11 protein-coding genes are annotated in these 15,500 nt (G+C 59.3%); 7 read left to right on the plus strand and 4 right to left on the minus strand.

Annotated elements, in window-relative coordinates; translation table 11 throughout:
* Nucleotides 1-52: 52 nt before the first annotated feature.
* On the minus strand, nucleotides 53-1,414 hold the full coding sequence (locus AC0ZWN_RS14135) for a carbohydrate porin (protein WP_476335468.1): 1,362 nt from the start codon (nucleotides 1,412-1,414) through the stop codon (nucleotides 53-55).
* Between the two features lie 300 nt (nucleotides 1,415-1,714).
* On the opposite strand from AC0ZWN_RS14135, the gene AC0ZWN_RS14140 reads away from it, so the two are divergent.
* Both AC0ZWN_RS14140 and AC0ZWN_RS14145 read left to right on the plus strand, forming a co-directional pair.
* Nucleotides 1,715-1,945 carry a VF530 family protein gene (locus AC0ZWN_RS14140; RefSeq protein WP_007916799.1) on the plus strand — a complete coding sequence of 77 codons (231 nt, stop codon included), beginning with the start codon at nucleotides 1,715-1,717 and terminating at the stop codon, nucleotides 1,943-1,945.
* 1 nt (nucleotide 1,946) lies between these two features.
* A complete protein-coding gene (locus tag AC0ZWN_RS14145; RefSeq protein WP_476335469.1) occupies nucleotides 1,947-2,588 on the plus strand; it encodes a Pr6Pr family membrane protein in 642 nt (213 codons plus the stop codon).
* A gap of 102 nt (nucleotides 2,589-2,690) precedes the next feature.
* Here AC0ZWN_RS14145 and AC0ZWN_RS14150 read toward each other — a convergent pair whose 3' ends face one another.
* Both AC0ZWN_RS14150 and AC0ZWN_RS14155 read right to left on the minus strand, forming a co-directional pair.
* Nucleotides 2,691-3,476 carry a siderophore-interacting protein gene (locus AC0ZWN_RS14150; protein ID WP_476335470.1) on the minus strand — a complete coding sequence of 262 codons (786 nt, stop codon included), beginning with the start codon at nucleotides 3,474-3,476 and terminating at the stop codon, nucleotides 2,691-2,693.
* Entirely contained in the window at nucleotides 3,473-4,048 is a 576-nt protein-coding gene (locus tag AC0ZWN_RS14155) for a PadR family transcriptional regulator (protein WP_093430616.1), read from the minus strand. Before AC0ZWN_RS14155 ends, AC0ZWN_RS14150 begins: the two co-directional genes overlap by 4 nt.
* Nucleotides 4,049-4,547: 499 nt before the next feature.
* On the opposite strand from AC0ZWN_RS14155, the gene AC0ZWN_RS14160 reads away from it, so the two are divergent.
* From AC0ZWN_RS14160 to AC0ZWN_RS14180, 5 genes are all read left to right on the plus strand, one after another.
* Nucleotides 4,548-5,027, plus strand: coding sequence for a CS1 type fimbrial major subunit (locus AC0ZWN_RS14160; RefSeq protein WP_099757076.1), 480 nt, complete (start codon nucleotides 4,548-4,550; stop codon nucleotides 5,025-5,027).
* A gap of 123 nt (nucleotides 5,028-5,150) precedes the next feature.
* The gene (locus AC0ZWN_RS14165) at nucleotides 5,151-7,673 is read left to right on the plus strand and encodes a CS1-pili formation C-terminal domain-containing protein (protein WP_476335471.1); all 2,523 of its coding nucleotides are present in this window, start codon (nucleotides 5,151-5,153) and stop codon (nucleotides 7,671-7,673) included.
* 4 nt (nucleotides 7,674-7,677) lie between these two features.
* Nucleotides 7,678-8,892: a hypothetical protein gene (locus AC0ZWN_RS14170; protein ID WP_093430613.1), complete on the plus strand. Its 1,215-nt coding sequence runs from the start codon at nucleotides 7,678-7,680 to the stop codon at nucleotides 8,890-8,892.
* 44 nt (nucleotides 8,893-8,936) lie between these two features.
* Complete coding sequence (locus AC0ZWN_RS14175; RefSeq protein ID WP_093430612.1) at nucleotides 8,937-9,680, plus strand: pilus assembly protein; 744 nt, start codon at nucleotides 8,937-8,939, stop codon at nucleotides 9,678-9,680.
* A 33-nt stretch (nucleotides 9,681-9,713) separates the two neighbouring features.
* Complete coding sequence (locus AC0ZWN_RS14180; RefSeq protein WP_175559563.1) at nucleotides 9,714-10,217, plus strand: CS1 type fimbrial major subunit; 504 nt, start codon at nucleotides 9,714-9,716, stop codon at nucleotides 10,215-10,217.
* A gap of 110 nt (nucleotides 10,218-10,327) precedes the next feature.
* Here the strand turns inward: AC0ZWN_RS14180 and AC0ZWN_RS14185 are convergent, their stop codons facing one another.
* Nucleotides 10,328-15,454, minus strand: coding sequence for a dermonecrotic toxin domain-containing protein (locus AC0ZWN_RS14185; RefSeq protein ID WP_476335472.1), 5,127 nt, complete (start codon nucleotides 15,452-15,454; stop codon nucleotides 10,328-10,330).
* Nucleotides 15,455-15,500 lie beyond the last annotated feature (46 nt).

A 15,500-nucleotide genomic window follows, 5' to 3' on the forward strand; every position in this document is an offset into this window, starting at 1 on the left:
AAACACCGCTATCGCGAGCAGGCTCACTCCTACAATGGATTTACGTAAATCTTTAGAACGAGGACTGGATCTTGATCCCGCCGATCAGGGCGTCGTCGACGTTGTTCACGCCACCGGGGTGGCGGATGTATTGCAGGTTCGGGCGTACGGTCAGCCAGTTGGTCACGTGCACGCCGTAATACAGCTCGGCGCTGTATTCGGTGTCTTGCGGCGGCAGGAAGGACGGATCGTCGTAGTCGTACACGGCGTTGGCGCGGTTGCTGGCTTCGGCGTTTTTGCGGAAGGCCGGGTTGACGTGCACGCGGGCGAGGGCGAAACCGATGTCATCCTTGGCGCGCGCATCGAACGGGCCTTTGTAGGTGATGCCGGCCTGCACGTAGTTGTCGATCGCGTTGGTTTTCTTGTCGTGCATGGTGCCATTGGCGAACACGCTCAAGCCGCGCGCGTTATCGCTGGCCACGCTGGTGATTTGCTGCTGAATACCCAGCCACACGCCGTGTTTGCTCGACGCGCTGCGATAGGCTTCGCCGCTCAGGGCCGCCGGTTGGCCGTGGCTGTCTTTATAGACGTCGCTGGCGTTGGCGTTGCTGTAGTAGTAACCGGCACGGTATTCGCCCGGCAGGCCGTTGAGTTTCGGCGTCCACACCAGTTCGATCGGCAGGATCGCGCCCTGGGTGCCGCTGCCGCTGAGTTTGAAACCGTTGCCGCGATCGAGGTTCGACGGGTTCTGCTCGTAAGCGCCGACCTGTGCGTACAGCTCTGGGGTCAGGTGATATTTGACGCGCAGCGCCCATTGGCTGACCGGCCAGTTGTACCAGATGCCGCCGACCCAGTTGCCGACCTGCGAGCCGCAGAACGCCAGGTTCTGGAAGTCGCACGGGAAGCTGTTGAAGTCTTCGCCTTCACCGAAGCGACCGACCTTGATGTCGAGTTTCTGATCGAAGAATTTCTGCTGATACCACATCTGCGTCAGGCGCGTGGTCTGGCCACGGCCCCAGACTTCCTGGGCCGAGGTGAAGCCGCCAACGCGCGGATCGTTGATGCGGTCGTTGCTGATGTTGTTGCCGCTGCGCTTGGTGATGGTCAGTTGAAATTCGGCGTCGTCCCAGCCGAGGATCTTTTGCAAGTCCACGTGCGTGCCCAGGCCGAACTGATCGCTATAGCGCGCAGTGCGGTCGTGGTCGTAGCCGCCGTGCAGGTTGCTGCCCATTTCGCCGGTGTAATCGAGCTTGAAGTCGTAGCCTTTTTCCGAGAGTTCGGTGCGCGTGCCGTTCCAGTCACCGAGCATGTACGGTGATTCACTGTCGAACGCGGGCGCCGCTTGAACGCAAGTGGCGAGGCCGAGGGCGGTAAAGCCGCCAAGGGTGCGCAGGGTTGAGATAGCGCTGTCTCGGGAGAAGGAAAAATCGGGCATGGCTCAGTCTTTTTTTGGTGTTTTCGGGGTGCAATTCGAGCGCTTCAATATGTCGCAGGCAGTGAAGCGATTCAGCGGAAGGGCGGCAGGATAAAGATCTGTTACAAAAAGACAAAGGCCTTTTGTGAACATGCAGCGTTTCGGATTCGGTAACAGTGCGGCAAACGGGCGCATTGTCGGCCGGGTCGTGGCCTGCGATCTTTCCAGGTTGGCCTACATTTGAAGTCAGGCCTTCCACCCGGTCAGCCCCTCGGCTAAGGTGCGCGGCTTCCGCATTTTCACTTCGCCCAAAGGCCTGGCATGAACGAACAAACTCCCGATCCGCTGCACGGCGTCACCCTTGAACAGATCCTCAATGCACTGGTGAGCCATTACGAATGGTCGGGATTGGCCGAGCGCATCGATATTCGCTGCTTCAAGAGTGATCCGAGCATCAAGTCGAGCCTGACGTTCCTGCGTAAAACGCCATGGGCGCGCGAAAAGGTCGAGCGTCTGTACGTGAAATTGATGCGCACCAAGCGACCGCTCTGAAATGCATACCGGTTGTTGGCGCCGCCGCCTGATCACCTGCGCAGCCATATTGGGCTGGGCGGGGTTGGGCATTCAGCTTTATCTGATTTTCTTCGCACGTTTAAGCGTCGGCGCCAGCCTGTTGGGCGGGCTGGTGAGCTTTTTCAGCTACTTCACGATTCTGACCAACACGCTGGTGGCGACGGTGCTGACCTGTGCCGTGACCGCTCGCGAATCCGCCGCGCGCCGCTGGTTTTTGCAGCCGTGGGTCAGTAGCGGAATTGCCGTGAGCATTGCTGTGGTCGGGCTTGCCTATAGCCTTTTGCTGCGGCATTTGTGGCACCCGGAAGGCTGGCAATTTATTGCTGACGAGTTGCTGCACGACGTGATGCCGCTGCTGTTTCTTGGCTATTGGTGGCTCTGCGTACCGAAAGGTACGCTGCGGTTGGGGCATCTGCCGGTGTGGCTGATCTATCCGCTGGTGTATTTCATCTACGCCTTGCTGCGCGGGCATCTGCTCGGCGCGTATGCGTATCCGTTCATTGATGTGGCGCTGTTGGGTTATCCACAGGTGCTGCTGAATGCCGGGGGGATATTGCTGGGGTTTGTGGGGATTGGCTTGCTGGTCATCAGCCTCGACCGCTGGAGGCTTGCACGAAGTTAAAGCACCTGTAGGAGTGAGCCTGCTCGCGATGGCGGTGGATCAGTTACAAATTTATTGACTGACACTCCGCTATCGCGAGCAGGCTCACTCCTACAAGGGATATCACTCTTCTTCAGTGCCCTCGGCGCGCCAGTAGCCGACGGCTTTGATGAGCTGTTCATCCAGCCCATGCTCATCGATCAGCACCCGGCGAATCTGCCGTGAAACTTTCGTTTCGGTCGCCACCCACGCATACAGATTGCCTTTAGGCACCTGCAGTTGCTTCACCGTCGCCAGCAGGTTGTCCTTGCTACCTTCGCGCAGTACCCAGATCACATTGACCTGCGCCGCGCTTTCGAGCACTTGCTGTTCGGCGCCGTTTTCCACTTCGATCACCACCAAGGCCTTGCGGTTGGCCGCCAGGCCTTCGAGGCGGCGGGCGATGGCGGGCAGGGCGGTTTCGTCACCGATCAGCAAGTAGCTGTCGAAAATATCCGGGACGATCATCGAGCCGCGCGGGCCGCCGATGTGCAGGAATTGTCCTGGCTTGGCTTGCTCAGCCCAGGTCGAAGCAGGGCCGTCACCGTGCAGAACAAAATCGATGTCCAGTTCCAGCGCATCGAGGTCGTAGCGACGCGGCGTGTAATCACGCATTTCCGGTTTTGGTCCATCGTCCTTGCCGGCGCCGAGCACCATGGTCTCCAGCGCGGCGGCTTGTTCGGCGTTCTGCGGGAACAACAGTTTGACGTGATCGTCAGTGCCCAGGCTGATAAACCCGGCCAGCTCCGGCCCGCCGAGGGTAATGCGGCGCATGCGCGGGGTCAGGTCGACCACACGCAACACCTCAAGCTTGCGGCGTTTGATTTCGTGCATCACACGGTGAATGGTTTGGGTATCGACTGCAGTCATTCGGCTTTCTCCGGGGCAGGTTGAACGGCAGGGCCGTCGACGATGGCTTTGGCGGTGTCGTTAAGCAGGTCACGCACGCGCAGGATTTCTGCGGCGCTCCAGCGGCCGTGGTGCATTTGCAGGGCATGGCGCAGGTTGTGCACGGCTTCGTGGATTTCCGGCGGCCGATCATGGCCACGTAGTGAGCGTTTGCTCACATCGATCCGCATGCGCACGCCGTCCAGCGCGACCGCTTGCTCACTGAGTGATAAACGTCCGGCCTCGGTGACGCTGTAGCGTTTTTTACCGCCCTCGGCGTCGCCAGTGATCAGTTCGCTCTCTTCGAGAAAGGTCAGGGTCGGGTAGATCACCCCGGGGCTGGGGCTGTACGCGCCGTCGAACATGCCTTCGATCTGGCGGATCAGGTCGTAGCCGTGGCACGGCTGTTCGGCCACCAGCGCCAGCAGCAGCAATTTCAGGTCACCGGGGGCGAATACCCGTGGGCCACGGCCGCCGCGCTCACGCCCGGGGCGCTTCTCGAAGCCGTCACGGCCGTCGCCGTGTTCGCGGTGGGGGGAATGATGGTCTCTCATTTCGGTCTTCTCTCGTCGTGTTTAGATACAACTTAAGATATATCTTAAGGTCTGCGCAAGACGTTTTTCCCCGCGTCGCGACCTCGGCTGACGAGCGGCAGCCCACCCGCCAATGCAAGCGATGATTTTTCAGGGGGGTGTAAGTCAGCGATAACTTGAAAGTTAAAGTCATCACTCTATTTGATGTAGAGTATATGTTCTAAATGACTCTGAGTTGCCGTACTGTCGGGGCGAAGTTGCTGTATGGTTTTTTAATTTAAACTGTCTGTAGGGGATAACTTACAGTTACTGTTTCGAATATCGTTATTTTGTTCTTTTTTCTGGCGGGTCATGGGGTTGTTTAACTACGAGGTTATCGGAAGTTGCTTGCTTACTTTCCAGAGGCAACAGTCGATGATGCCTAGGCGTTGAACGTTCAAGTTGATCTGGCTCAACTCGGGCAATGATTTACCTGAACTTTCAATGTTCATCCCCCTATCAAGAAAACAGGTACATAACGATGTTCAAGAAACTCGCAATCGCCGCTCCACTGGCTCTTCTGGCACTGGGTTCCACTGGCGCATTCGCCGCTGGTGAAGCGTCGCACTCGATCAGCCTTGTCGCGCATGTGCCGACCAACGGTTTCTATGTGGTGCCGACCGATCCGGATCTGGTCAACAAGGACCAGGACATGAGCTATCAGCCAACCACCGGCAAGATGCGCGACGTCAATGGCTTCTTCGACGTGCGCAACAATAACGGCTCGGTACACGCCAGCCTCGAGAGCCTGCCAAAACTGATCTCGGGCAGTACTTCTATCGAACTGCGCGTGCTGTTCAACAACAAGGAACTGACCCTGACTCCGCAACTGGTCGTGGGTGAAGCCGAGTCCGACGTCAACTACCGTGCGCCGCTGAACATTAGCGCGGTGGGCAACAACTTCCAGCCAGGTGATTACACCGGGGCCGTGGCGATGATCTTCGACGCCGTGACGCCATAACAGCAGTCACTTGATCGATCGATCAGGCACTAAGCCCAACTTCAATGTTGACGCTTGACCGTCGGGGCTGACGATTTGTTTGCCTCGACGGACTTCCATTGTTTGTTATCCGAGTACGCGTTCATGTTCCCGATGACACCCATCGCGGCTGCGCTTGCGCTGTTGTTTTGTGCCAGCGCAGCTGTGGCTTCCAACTCCACCGGCACCACACCCCGCAGTCTGCTGGCGCAGGCCAAGGGTTTGCCGGCGGATTTCGAGGAGCATTTCTTTGATGTGCCGCTGGCGGTACGGGTCGAAGTCGATCAGCAACCACTGGGTGAGGCCATGGTGGTGTTGTCCCGCGACGATCGCCTCACCCTGCTCGAATTCACTGACACCAGCGAAAATCGTTTTGGCCCCGCCGAGCGGGAAAAATGGGCGAGCTATCTGAAACCCGGCGTGCCCTTGGGTGCGTGCAGCGGTTCCTGCCCGGACCAGTTTCTGGCGGTGCATTACAACCTGGAAAACTCGCTGGTCTCGATTCTCACCGAAAATGCCGAACGCGACGTTGAAGCCAAGCGGTACTTCGAACAGCCTGATGGTGGCAGTCATGGCTTGATGGTGCGTAACCAGCTCAACCTCAATGGCGGCCAGGATCAGGATCTCGGCGGGCGTTTCGGCCTCGAAGCCAGCTCAAGTCTGGGCAGCTGGAGTCAGACACTGAATCTGCAAGTGGCCCGTCTCGGCGGTCCGGACGACAAGCTTTTTCACTCCGTTCAAGAGCTGCACACTCAGCGCGAACTGCAAGGCAGTTTTTTCCGCCTGGGCTATTTCACCCCCAATTCCGAAGGGCTGACGCGCCAGCCGCGCACGTTCGGCAGCAGTCCCGACACCGCCGTCGGCGTGATGTACGGCAGCTCCGACAGCCTGGCCATCAACAGCCCGATGCCCAGCGTTTATCCGATCTATGTCACCGCCAACCGCCAGGGTTCGGTGGAGATTTGGCGCGATGGCCTGCTGATCAATACCCAATCGGTGCCGGCCGGTTTGCAGACCCTCGACACCCGGCCGCTGCCCGGTGGCATTTATGAAGTGGAAGTCCGGCTGATCGAGGACGGCCAGATCACCTCCACTACTCAGGAGTTGGTGTACAAGCCCAACAACTGGCGCAACCTCGACGAGCGCTGGCGCTACAACGTCTTTGCCGGCGAAGAACAGAAACTGCTGAGCAACTGGGACACCCAGGCCAGCGGCAGCCCGACCGCAGGTGCCTCGCTGAATTACCTGTTGCATCCGCGCGTCATCCTCGGGCTGTCGGCACGGCAGATTCGCGAAAAACTGCAATACGGCACGTCCATCGACTGGACCCTGGCCAATCACATCAGCCTCTACGCCAACGTCTACAAGACCGAGGATTACGGCACCGGTCTCGATCTGCAAAGCCTCTACAACTACGGCGCCGGCAGTCTTGTCGTCAGCCATAACCGCAGTTGGCTCGACACCACCAATACCTACGACACGTTGCCGGACGGCACCCGGGTGCGCCCGCGCAATGTGTTCATCGGCCAGACCAGCAATTCCTCGCTGGCGCTCAACCATCGCCTCAGCAGCAAGAGTTCGGTCAACGCGCGGGTCTCGCACAGCGAGGGCAATGTCGAAGGCATGGGCGTCGATCTGGGCTGGACGCAGCGCACGATGGTGCTGGGCAGCGATGCCAGTTGGCGCCTGTCGATTTTTGATCGGCCGGGCAGTTTCAGCAGCGGCGATGCGCGCAACCGCGGGGTCGACCTGAGCATCAACATGGCACTCGGCGCCCCCGGTCAGCAGATCAGCGGCAGTATCGGCTCACGCACGGCCCGTGACGGTGCGCGTGACAACAACGCCTCGCTCGGCTGGCGCAAGGATTTCCGGGATCACGTCTTGCAGAACGTGTCGGTCACGGCACTCACCGACACCTACGGGGTGGGCGTCGCCAGCCTGGCCAACTTCCGCACCGACGCGGTCAATGGTGACGGCTTTATTCAGCGCTCCTCCTACAACGGCAATTTCACCGGCGGCCTCAACCTCGACAGCACGCTGGTGGTCGGTGCGCAGCAGATGCTCATGACCAGTCAGACCGAAGTGCGTGGCGCCGGGCTGATTGTCGATGTCGAGTCGGACATCGAGGACATCGTCCTGCGGGCCGATGATTTCAGCGGTGGCGGTGCGGCGTTGAAGCCGGGGCGCAATTTCATCCCGATCACCGCGTACCAGAACAGCTCGGTGAGTTTCGACTTCGAGGGCAACCACGTGCCGGCCGCATCCATCGAACCGCCGCGCACCCGCTATCACCTGAACAAGGGCGGCGTGGAGTACCGCAAGGTCCGCGTGATGAAAACCATCACCGTGCTCGGCCGACTGGTGGATGGCCAGGGACGGCCGCTCAAGGGCCACCACGTGATCAACCACGCCAGCCGTGGGGTGAGCGAAGTCGACGGGTTCTTCTCGATGGAAATGAATGCCGGTTCACCGACCCTGGAAGTGCGTCAGGGCAACCAGTTGCTCTGCCAGTTCCGCCTCAACGAGTCCGACCATCGCAGCGAAAACAATGTGCTGATGATCGGCGATCTGCGCTGCACGCCGGACACCCTCGCTGACGCTACCTCCACCGAACAGAAGGCAGGTTGATCTTATGAAAATGATGACAGGTGGTTGTGCGCTGGCACTGGCGCTGGGTGTGTCCTCGGCGCAGGCGGCCAGCCACGAGATCCGCGCGTTGTTTCAGCCGGACTCTTCGCAGCCGGGCAAGAACGTGTTCGTCAACCAGACCCCCAACAGCGGTTACTGCGCGACTTATCCGGATCAATGCGCGGAAAACTCGATGTTCAGCATTCAGACGCCGGTCCGGTTCAACTCCACCCTGACCCTCCCGCCCAATTGGGGCGTCGGCATAAAGGTGCCCGCCAATTGGCGCCGATTGACAGTAACCAATACCGATACGATGGAAACGGAAACCGTGGAAGTGCGTATTACGGGCGTCGGTTCCAAATACGTCCTGAGCCAGCCGGCCCACGAACTGGTCGGAGTGAGCGATCCATTGCTCGGCCATCAACGGCTCTGGGAAGGCAGCAGTTGGGTGTATGCGTCCCCGCCGTGCCTGTACAGCGGCGTCGGCGCTTACTCCCCGACCGACTACCGGTTTTTCTGGAAAACCCCTGTCGAAGACCTCTGTGTCAAAAAGACCCTGGCGACCATTCCGTCCATGTACTTCGATACCCTCGACTTCGCCTATGAACTGCGCACGCCAAATCCGTTGGGCATGTCATCGGGCCTTTACACCGGGTCACTGAGCTACCGCCTGGGCAATGGCGGCGATTTCGATATGGGCCAGAGTTTTCAACCTGATGACTCCAACCTGACCCTCGACTTCGTACTGGACGTACAGCACACCCTCAAAGTCGATCTCCCGCCGGGTGGCAACAAAGTGTCGCTGGAACCCGAAGGCGGATGGGCGCCGTGGATCGACAGCGGGCGCAAGCCGTCGCGGATCTTCCGCGACCAACCGTTCTTCATCTCGGCATCTTCGCGCTTCAAGGTGATGATGCTGTGCAGTTCCCAGGGCGGGGCGTACTGCAACCTCGGCAGCCCTTCGGGCGATTCCGTTCAGGTCAAGGTCTCGATGTCCTTGCCTGCGGGAATCGACGGCCCCGGCGGTGGCCCCGTCAGCAAAATTCCACTGCATTTCAACAGTTGGATGGGGCCGTTCCAGCCAAACATGTACGTGGAGCGCAAGGGCGGCACGCTGCATTTCGAGCTGGACCCGTTTGCGATCGAATTCCTCCTGCGCCCCGGAAAGAACGACCGGCTGCGCGGCAACATCACCATTATCTGGGACTCGGATGCGTGAGCGCTCCAGTCTGGCCCTTTTCGATTTTCATGGAGTTGAACGCGATGAAACGTGGTTTTCTGCTGGGCGTGCTCAGCGTGTGTTGCCTGACGGCGCAGGCCGGCCCGCAAATCAACGTCGGCACCGTCTACGACTATCTCGACGCCGATAAAAGTACTTACCTGAAACGCGTATTCAACAGCGGCGATGCCACGGCTTTCGTCAAGGTCAATGTGCTGGAGATCATCTACGGCGCCGATGGCGTGCCGCAGGAAGTGCCCGTGCAAAACGCGGCCGACGGCGCTTCACGCAATGGCGTGATGGCCAGTCCGGCGCGGCTGATCGTCCCGGCGCAGGGCATGCAGGGTACGCGTTTGCTGTACATGGGCGAGCGCGATCGCGAGCGCTATTTCCGCGTGCGCTTCGTCCCGGTGGTGCCGGAAAAGGAAGACGAGTTCGTGGTCAGCAGCGAGGAGCGCGAAGACTACAAAAACTCGCTTTCAGCCGGGGTCAACGTAATGACCGGGTTCGGCACGATCTTCTTTGTGCGGCCGAAGGACGCGCGTTTTGCCACCGTCATCAATGACACCGAAAAACGCTATGAACTGCGTAACGATGGCAACACCGTGCTGATTGTCGATGAGTTCAAGAGCTGTTCACTGAGCAAGGAAAGCGACTGCGGCGCGACCACCAAACACCACGTGCTGGCGGGCAAGACCTTTGCCTTTGACAAGGAAAAGGGCCGCGAATACCGCTTCTTCCTGATCGAAGGCAGCGAGAAAAAAAGCATGAAGACCGCCAGTCGCTAGGTTTGTTTTCCATTGACCCATCGGGTAACCAACATGATCAAGCAATGCACCGCCGCCGCGCTGGTGGTCGCCACTGCGCTGACCGGCGCCGGGGCGTGGGCCGCGCGCGAAGAGCACACCTTCGAAGTGTCCCTGACCATTCCCAGCCGCCCGTTCTATATCATTCCGGCAGAACCAGACTGGATTCACCGGCCACAGCGGCTTGAGTGGGACTATCAGCGCTCGACCCTCAGCGGGCTGATGCGCAATTTCGATGTGCACCATGACAGCAGCGCGATCGAAGCGCGTTTGATCTTTGACCCCTATCTGGATAATGGCCGCCCCGGCGGAGTGATCGATCTGCGGGTCTCTTTCAATGATGTCGAGCTGAGTTCGCACGCCACTCCGCGCCAGGTGCTGTCCGAGGAAGAAGCCGCCAGGAGCAAACGCGTGGCGTTGAAGATCGATCCGATTGAGCCGGAAGGGGGGTATCTCTCCGGGGATTACCAAGGCACGGTGGTGCTGATGTTCACCGCCAGGGCGCCGGGTGCAGAATGAGCGCGGTTTGGCCTGACCCAGAGCACGCAAGCCCGGGCCTATGGGGGGGCGAAAAGCTGTCGCAGGGGCCGGCCAGTCCTTGATGGTCTGACCGGTTTGCAAGCCTGCCGTCAGAGGTTCGCGATTCTCATGGCCTCCCGGGTCAATTGTCGGGAAAGGTCATCGCGCTGATAACCGATTTGTTTCTGCAGGTCCTGGTACAGCCTTTGGCTCAAGGGCTCATCCTTGAGTACATCGGCCACGGAAATGCCGAGTTGGTTCGCAAGACTTTCCAGTTTTTGCGTCAGTGGTTTTATCTGACCCGGATCCTTGAGGTCAGCCCACTGCGCTTTTATTTTCTTCAACTCTTCGACCCATTCGAGTTTGTTCTCGAACAGACGATCATTGCGCTCGTATTGTGTCGGGTGAGTCTTGCGCAGATGACGCTCCCAGAAGTTGTCTGAAGCCAGGTTGATCATTTTATTGATCAAGCCGTCGCCCTGTTCCCGATTCATGATCATTCTGTGAGCCAGTTCGATCTCCGCGTTAGTGACACCGGATCGAGGCTGATAGCGCATGCCCTCCGATTGCCAAGGCAGTTCCAGTCTTTGCGCCAGGCCGGTTTCGAGTGCCAGATGAATCTCTACTTCATCCGGTGCAGGCTTCCTCGAATCGATCAGGTTCTGTTGCGCCTGGCTGCTGTACTCCACGCGAGCCTCGTCGCTCACAAAGTCCAGCCGCGCAGCACTGCGGGCCAGGCGTACGAGGGTGTTATCCAGAACCTGGGCCGATGTCGGCGCTGTATAGGCTTTGGACACCAGCACTTTCATTCCCAGTGAATTGAACAATTGCGCACCGAGATCGCCGCAGTCCTCCGGGGACACAATCTGTCTGAACAGTTTTTCGCGCAGCTCTGAATCGAGGGCGGCGGCTTCGACCATTTCCCAGACACGTTGGGTCAGCTTGCGGCGTGCGGGCTCCGTCAGGTAGTCGGCGCTTTCTCTTTGTTTGGCAATCACGCTGAAAAAACCGGCGGAGTGCGGCTCGGCCATCAGGTCATGCCAGGTTTCTTCGCGATATTTGCTCAGTGCCGAAGACGGGCCGAAACCGCCGGGCACATCGGCAGCGAGTTGCCAATGGCGGAGTTCGTCATTGGCGGCGGGAAAATAATCCTGCACCAAACCCAGGCGTGAAGACTCTCGATACTCGCCAAAACGCTTCCGCTCTTCATTGGTCAGTTTTTCCAGGCTGAAACGTGCGCGGCTGAGCACAAACGCCTGATCAGAGCCAGGCGTGACTTCGGGCAGGGTATTGATTGGCGCCCCCCGCATGTCGAGCATGAAACTGCGCGGTCGCTGCCGGTCAACGCTGTCCACCTTGAACAGCCCCTTGGGCCAGGTCTGGATGTCGGTGTTAGCCAGGCTCAGCTCCTCCAGCCGGTACATTCGCCCGACATCCGGGGGGATGCGCAAGGGATTGCCGTTCAGGTTTAGCGTGCGCAGACGTACCAGTGCGTCGAGTTGTTTGCTGGAGCGATACGTCAAGTCGATGCGGTTATCGGCCAGATCCAGATCCTCGAGTTGACGCATCTGGCCGATGCTGGAGGGTATTTCTTTCAGATTGCACTGACGGGCGCTCAATTGGCGCAGATGAGGGAAGCTGCCGAGCAGTCCGTCGCGATTTGCCGAGAGGGATGTCTTGTTGAGCCTCAGTGCGGTGATCTGATCAAGGTGTTGCTTCATGCCGGGTTGCTTGCGCAATTCTTCCCACCAGTATTCGAGATCATATCGGTTCAACTCAGTGGTCAGGTCCAGTGTATAGCCTTGCTCTGGATGATGGATCTGTTCGTCGAACCCCGCGCTTTTGCGCTCGAAACACTCAATTAACCTTTCTTCTATGTGCCTCCCGCCAAGTTGCATGTAATCCATGGACGCTCCGTAGCCCGGATTTCCCTCGTCGTCCACGCCGGCGGGGTGTTTTTCACGCGATGCCTGTAATTTACGGTGCAAATCCTTGCGTTCGCTTTCCAGCTTTGCGATGGCATCGACTGCATTGCCGTCGCTCTTGCGCCGCAAGACTTCAATGAAGGCATTCACCTCTCTTGTGTTCATTTTCGGGTAGAGCGTACTGACGCGTTGTTCCAGCGTCGGTTCAGCCCAAAACCACGGCCAACCGCGCACCAGCGTTTCGGTCTCGATCGTCGCCACTGGGCGGATCGGCGGTTCCGCCAGCGCGGTTCGGCGCTGCGCAGGGGCGGCGGCCTCTTCCATGATCCAACTTTTCAGCGGGCGCCCCTGACCGTGCCGGTAACCCACGGCTGGCAATTTTTCGGCAGGCACGGCCTGCAGAATCGACTCGTAGAAATCATCCGCGTCATGCAGCGTGCGGTTGCCTGCGTCGAGCACTTCATAGCGCCCCTGTTCGTTGCGGATCAGGCGCCTGACGACGCTTGCATCATCGGGTCCGACACTGCAGCGCAGTGGTCCGTCGTAGGTGCCGTCGCGCACTTCCAGACGCAGATCGGCAAAGGTGTCGGTGTTGAGCCTGAGGGTATTGAGGGCCAGGCGTTCACTGTCTGCGGTCATCAGCTCGTCATGATAAAAGCCCTCGTAGGCGTGGGTGGCGCAGGCTTCGAAGGCCATTTCGCGGGCCTGGACCTTGAGGCGTAACGGCAGGCGTTTTTCCTTGGCGATTCTTTGCAGTTCGGTGGGGCTGGCCTGGGCTACGAGTTTTTCGGCAAGCGGCAGCGGGAGGTCGGGGAAGGTCTGTTTGACGGTTTTGACGTCGGCTTTATCTGATCTTTCCCCGGCTTGATAGACATGACGGGATACGTCGCCACGGCGCTCATCGACGGCATTGGCGAGCCGATTGCGCAAGGCCGCGACGCGTTGGTCAGGGGCAATGTCCGGGCCCAGCAGGTGGTTGAATTCTTCATTGGTGAGGAAGTTCGTCACGCGATCCGGCAACTGGCCCGCATTCAGATCGTTAAGGCTGATGCGCAACGTCTCCGCCGGCGCAGCCTGTGGATTGCCGTACTTGCGCGAGTAACCGCTCAGGCTGGCATCGGCAAACACCTCCAGCGCTTTGCTGTAAGGCCAGCCCGGCAAACCGGTCAACACCGGTTCCAGCCAGACGGCCTGTGGATCGATCGGGCGGCCCGCGCGGATGTCGGCAGTCGCCGTGAGTACATCGTCGTAGGCGCTGAAGCGCTTGACTGTGTCGGCCAACAGCGGCGGAGGCGGGCTGTTGTCGATATGCATCTGACGCAGGGCGTCGTGATCGGTGCCGCTGCCGATGCGGATCTGCTCAAGTTCCGCGGGCGAAAAGCGTTCGACGCTGTGGCCCAGTCGTCGCATCAGCGCGTCATTCGGCCAGTTGTGCGGGGTCTCCGCTTCATGCACCCAGGCGCCGTGGCCGTTGTGTTCGATTTTCGGCCGGTAGGCGTTGGCGCGGCTCGGGTGCTTGATACGGTGGGTGTTGGACGTCGCATCAGTCGTGGCCTTTTCGACGACATACAGCTTACCTTCCAGCGGCAGGACGTGTTCGTTGCGGTACTGATGCAGGCCATGGCGATCGGGTTTGGCGCCGGGCGAGAGCATCAGTTCATTGCGCTCGTAGGGACTCAGGTCCGGGTGCCATAAGCTGTTTTTGCCATTGGGCAGCTTGACCTGTTTCATGCCGTCTACCAGCGATGACAGTTTGACGCGAAAGGTTTCGCCGATCTGCGCGCCGGCGGCGAAGGCGGCAAACTGAATGATGTCGGTGACCACACTGATGACATGCCCGGCAGCGTCCTGCCAAAGCCCTTCGGCCAGATCAACGATGCCTTCGATCACATCGCTGGTCAGCTGGTAGGCCGTGTAGGCCATCATCAATTCGCCCAGCCCCGGCACGAATGGTGTGGCGATCAACAGCGCCACGTTGAAAATGTCCGAAAGGATTTTCTTGAAGTTGTCCCACCACGCCCAGCGTGCCTTGCTGTCGGTGTCGGCGGTGGAGACGGCGATCTCCCGGGCGTCGTTGAGGATCTTGTTGAGCTTCTGCTGATAGGCGTGGCGCCAGTAATCGCCCTGCAGTTTCACCCGACCGAACTGCAGGTTGGGATTGTCCAGCGGGTCCTTGCGCCACGGTGGTTGCTGATCGGTGGGATCCTGACGCGGGTGATACCTGACAATGAACAGGCGTTGCTCAAGCTCGGCAAAGAAATGCCCGCGCTGCTGATGGTCGACAAACTGGCTGAAGAACTGACGGTAGGTCTGTTCGGTCCACTCGCTGAATCGGTCTTCACGAAGCTGGCGCACCAACTCCTCCCGGAAGGCTTTCAGAGAGTTGTACTCCTTGACCGGGTGATCCGGGTCGTGGGGAATGTAGACGATCAGGCGTCGAACACCGCGGCTGTCCGATGCCGTGTGCGTCAGCAGCAGAATGCCGGTCAGCCGGGTGCCTAGCAGTGACAGGTCAGCGCACTGCATCGCGCGGCCATTGAGCAGCAGTTGCGTTTTTTCCTCGGTCAGGCTCAAGAGCATTTTGTAGGCGTCGTACTGGATATCGTCCTTGATCAGGGCCAAATGTGCGGCGACGGCGAGGGCGTCCTTCTGACTCTCGTTGACCTTGTACTGCAGCACGCTCTCGGCCAGCGGTTCGCCGGGCAGCAGGTAACTTTCCAGGTGTTTTTTATACTGCGCGCCGATATCCAGATCGCGGCACAGCGCCTGAAACTGGCTGATGGGCATGGCGCTTTTGATCGGTACGACATCGAACAGACCGCGCTCATCGGGCTCGCTGATGTAGTCCGAGCCATGGTCGACCGTTTCACTGCTGGCGAAATTGTGCAGGGCGGCATCCAGCAGCGAGACGGTGCGGGTCACAACGCCTGCGGAAAGGTCGATGGCGTACCACGGTTTGTCCTTGGGCAGGTACAGGCGCAGAAAGGTGCTTTTGACGTCCGGCTCGATGCCGTGCCGCTCCTTGATTTTTGCCTTGAGCAGCGGCTCGGCGAAGGCATGGAGATCGATTTTCGCCAAGAGATGATCAACCTGGTTCTGCGATCCCCAGGCCTTGAGGTTGGCCGCAGCGAGTTTGTTCAGATACGCGGAAGGTGCTTTGGTGTACCAGGCTTCGTTCTTCAGCGGCGAAACTGCCAAGGCGAGGCTCCGGGTGACGGTGGCGCTTTTGAAGTTGTCGTTGACGGCGGACTTGATGAATTCGTAGTGCCGTCCTTTGTCCGCGTTTTCCGCAGGCAGGGGAGAGAGAGACATGGCCAATCATCCTTGATTGTTGAGGAGTGATCAGCCTACTCAGGGC

This window comes from Pseudomonas sp. 3B-A001-10F, assembly GCF_056313565.1.

Bases quoted from the DNA above. Each gene is read 5' to 3' on its own strand.
- AC0ZWN_RS14135 (WP_476335468.1), bottom strand. From the start codon at position 1,414: ATGCCCGATTTTTCCTTCTCCCGAGACAGCGCTATCTCAACCCTGCGC.
- AC0ZWN_RS14140 (WP_007916799.1), top strand. From the start codon at position 1,715: ATGAACGAACAAACTCCCGATCCGCTGCACGGCGTCACCCTTGAACAG.
- AC0ZWN_RS14145 (WP_476335469.1), top strand. From the start codon at position 1,947: ATGCATACCGGTTGTTGGCGCCGCCGCCTGATCACCTGCGCAGCCATA.
- AC0ZWN_RS14150 (WP_476335470.1), bottom strand. From the start codon at position 3,476: ATGACTGCAGTCGATACCCAAACCATTCACCGTGTGATGCACGAAATC.
- AC0ZWN_RS14155 (WP_093430616.1), bottom strand. From the start codon at position 4,048: ATGAGAGACCATCATTCCCCCCACCGCGAACACGGCGACGGCCGTGAC.
- AC0ZWN_RS14160 (WP_099757076.1), top strand. From the start codon at position 4,548: ATGTTCAAGAAACTCGCAATCGCCGCTCCACTGGCTCTTCTGGCACTG.
- AC0ZWN_RS14165 (WP_476335471.1), top strand. From the start codon at position 5,151: ATGTTCCCGATGACACCCATCGCGGCTGCGCTTGCGCTGTTGTTTTGT.
- AC0ZWN_RS14170 (WP_093430613.1), top strand. From the start codon at position 7,678: ATGAAAATGATGACAGGTGGTTGTGCGCTGGCACTGGCGCTGGGTGTG.
- AC0ZWN_RS14175 (WP_093430612.1), top strand. From the start codon at position 8,937: ATGAAACGTGGTTTTCTGCTGGGCGTGCTCAGCGTGTGTTGCCTGACG.
- AC0ZWN_RS14180 (WP_175559563.1), top strand. From the start codon at position 9,714: ATGATCAAGCAATGCACCGCCGCCGCGCTGGTGGTCGCCACTGCGCTG.
- AC0ZWN_RS14185 (WP_476335472.1), bottom strand. From the start codon at position 15,454: ATGTCTCTCTCTCCCCTGCCTGCGGAAAACGCGGACAAAGGACGGCAC.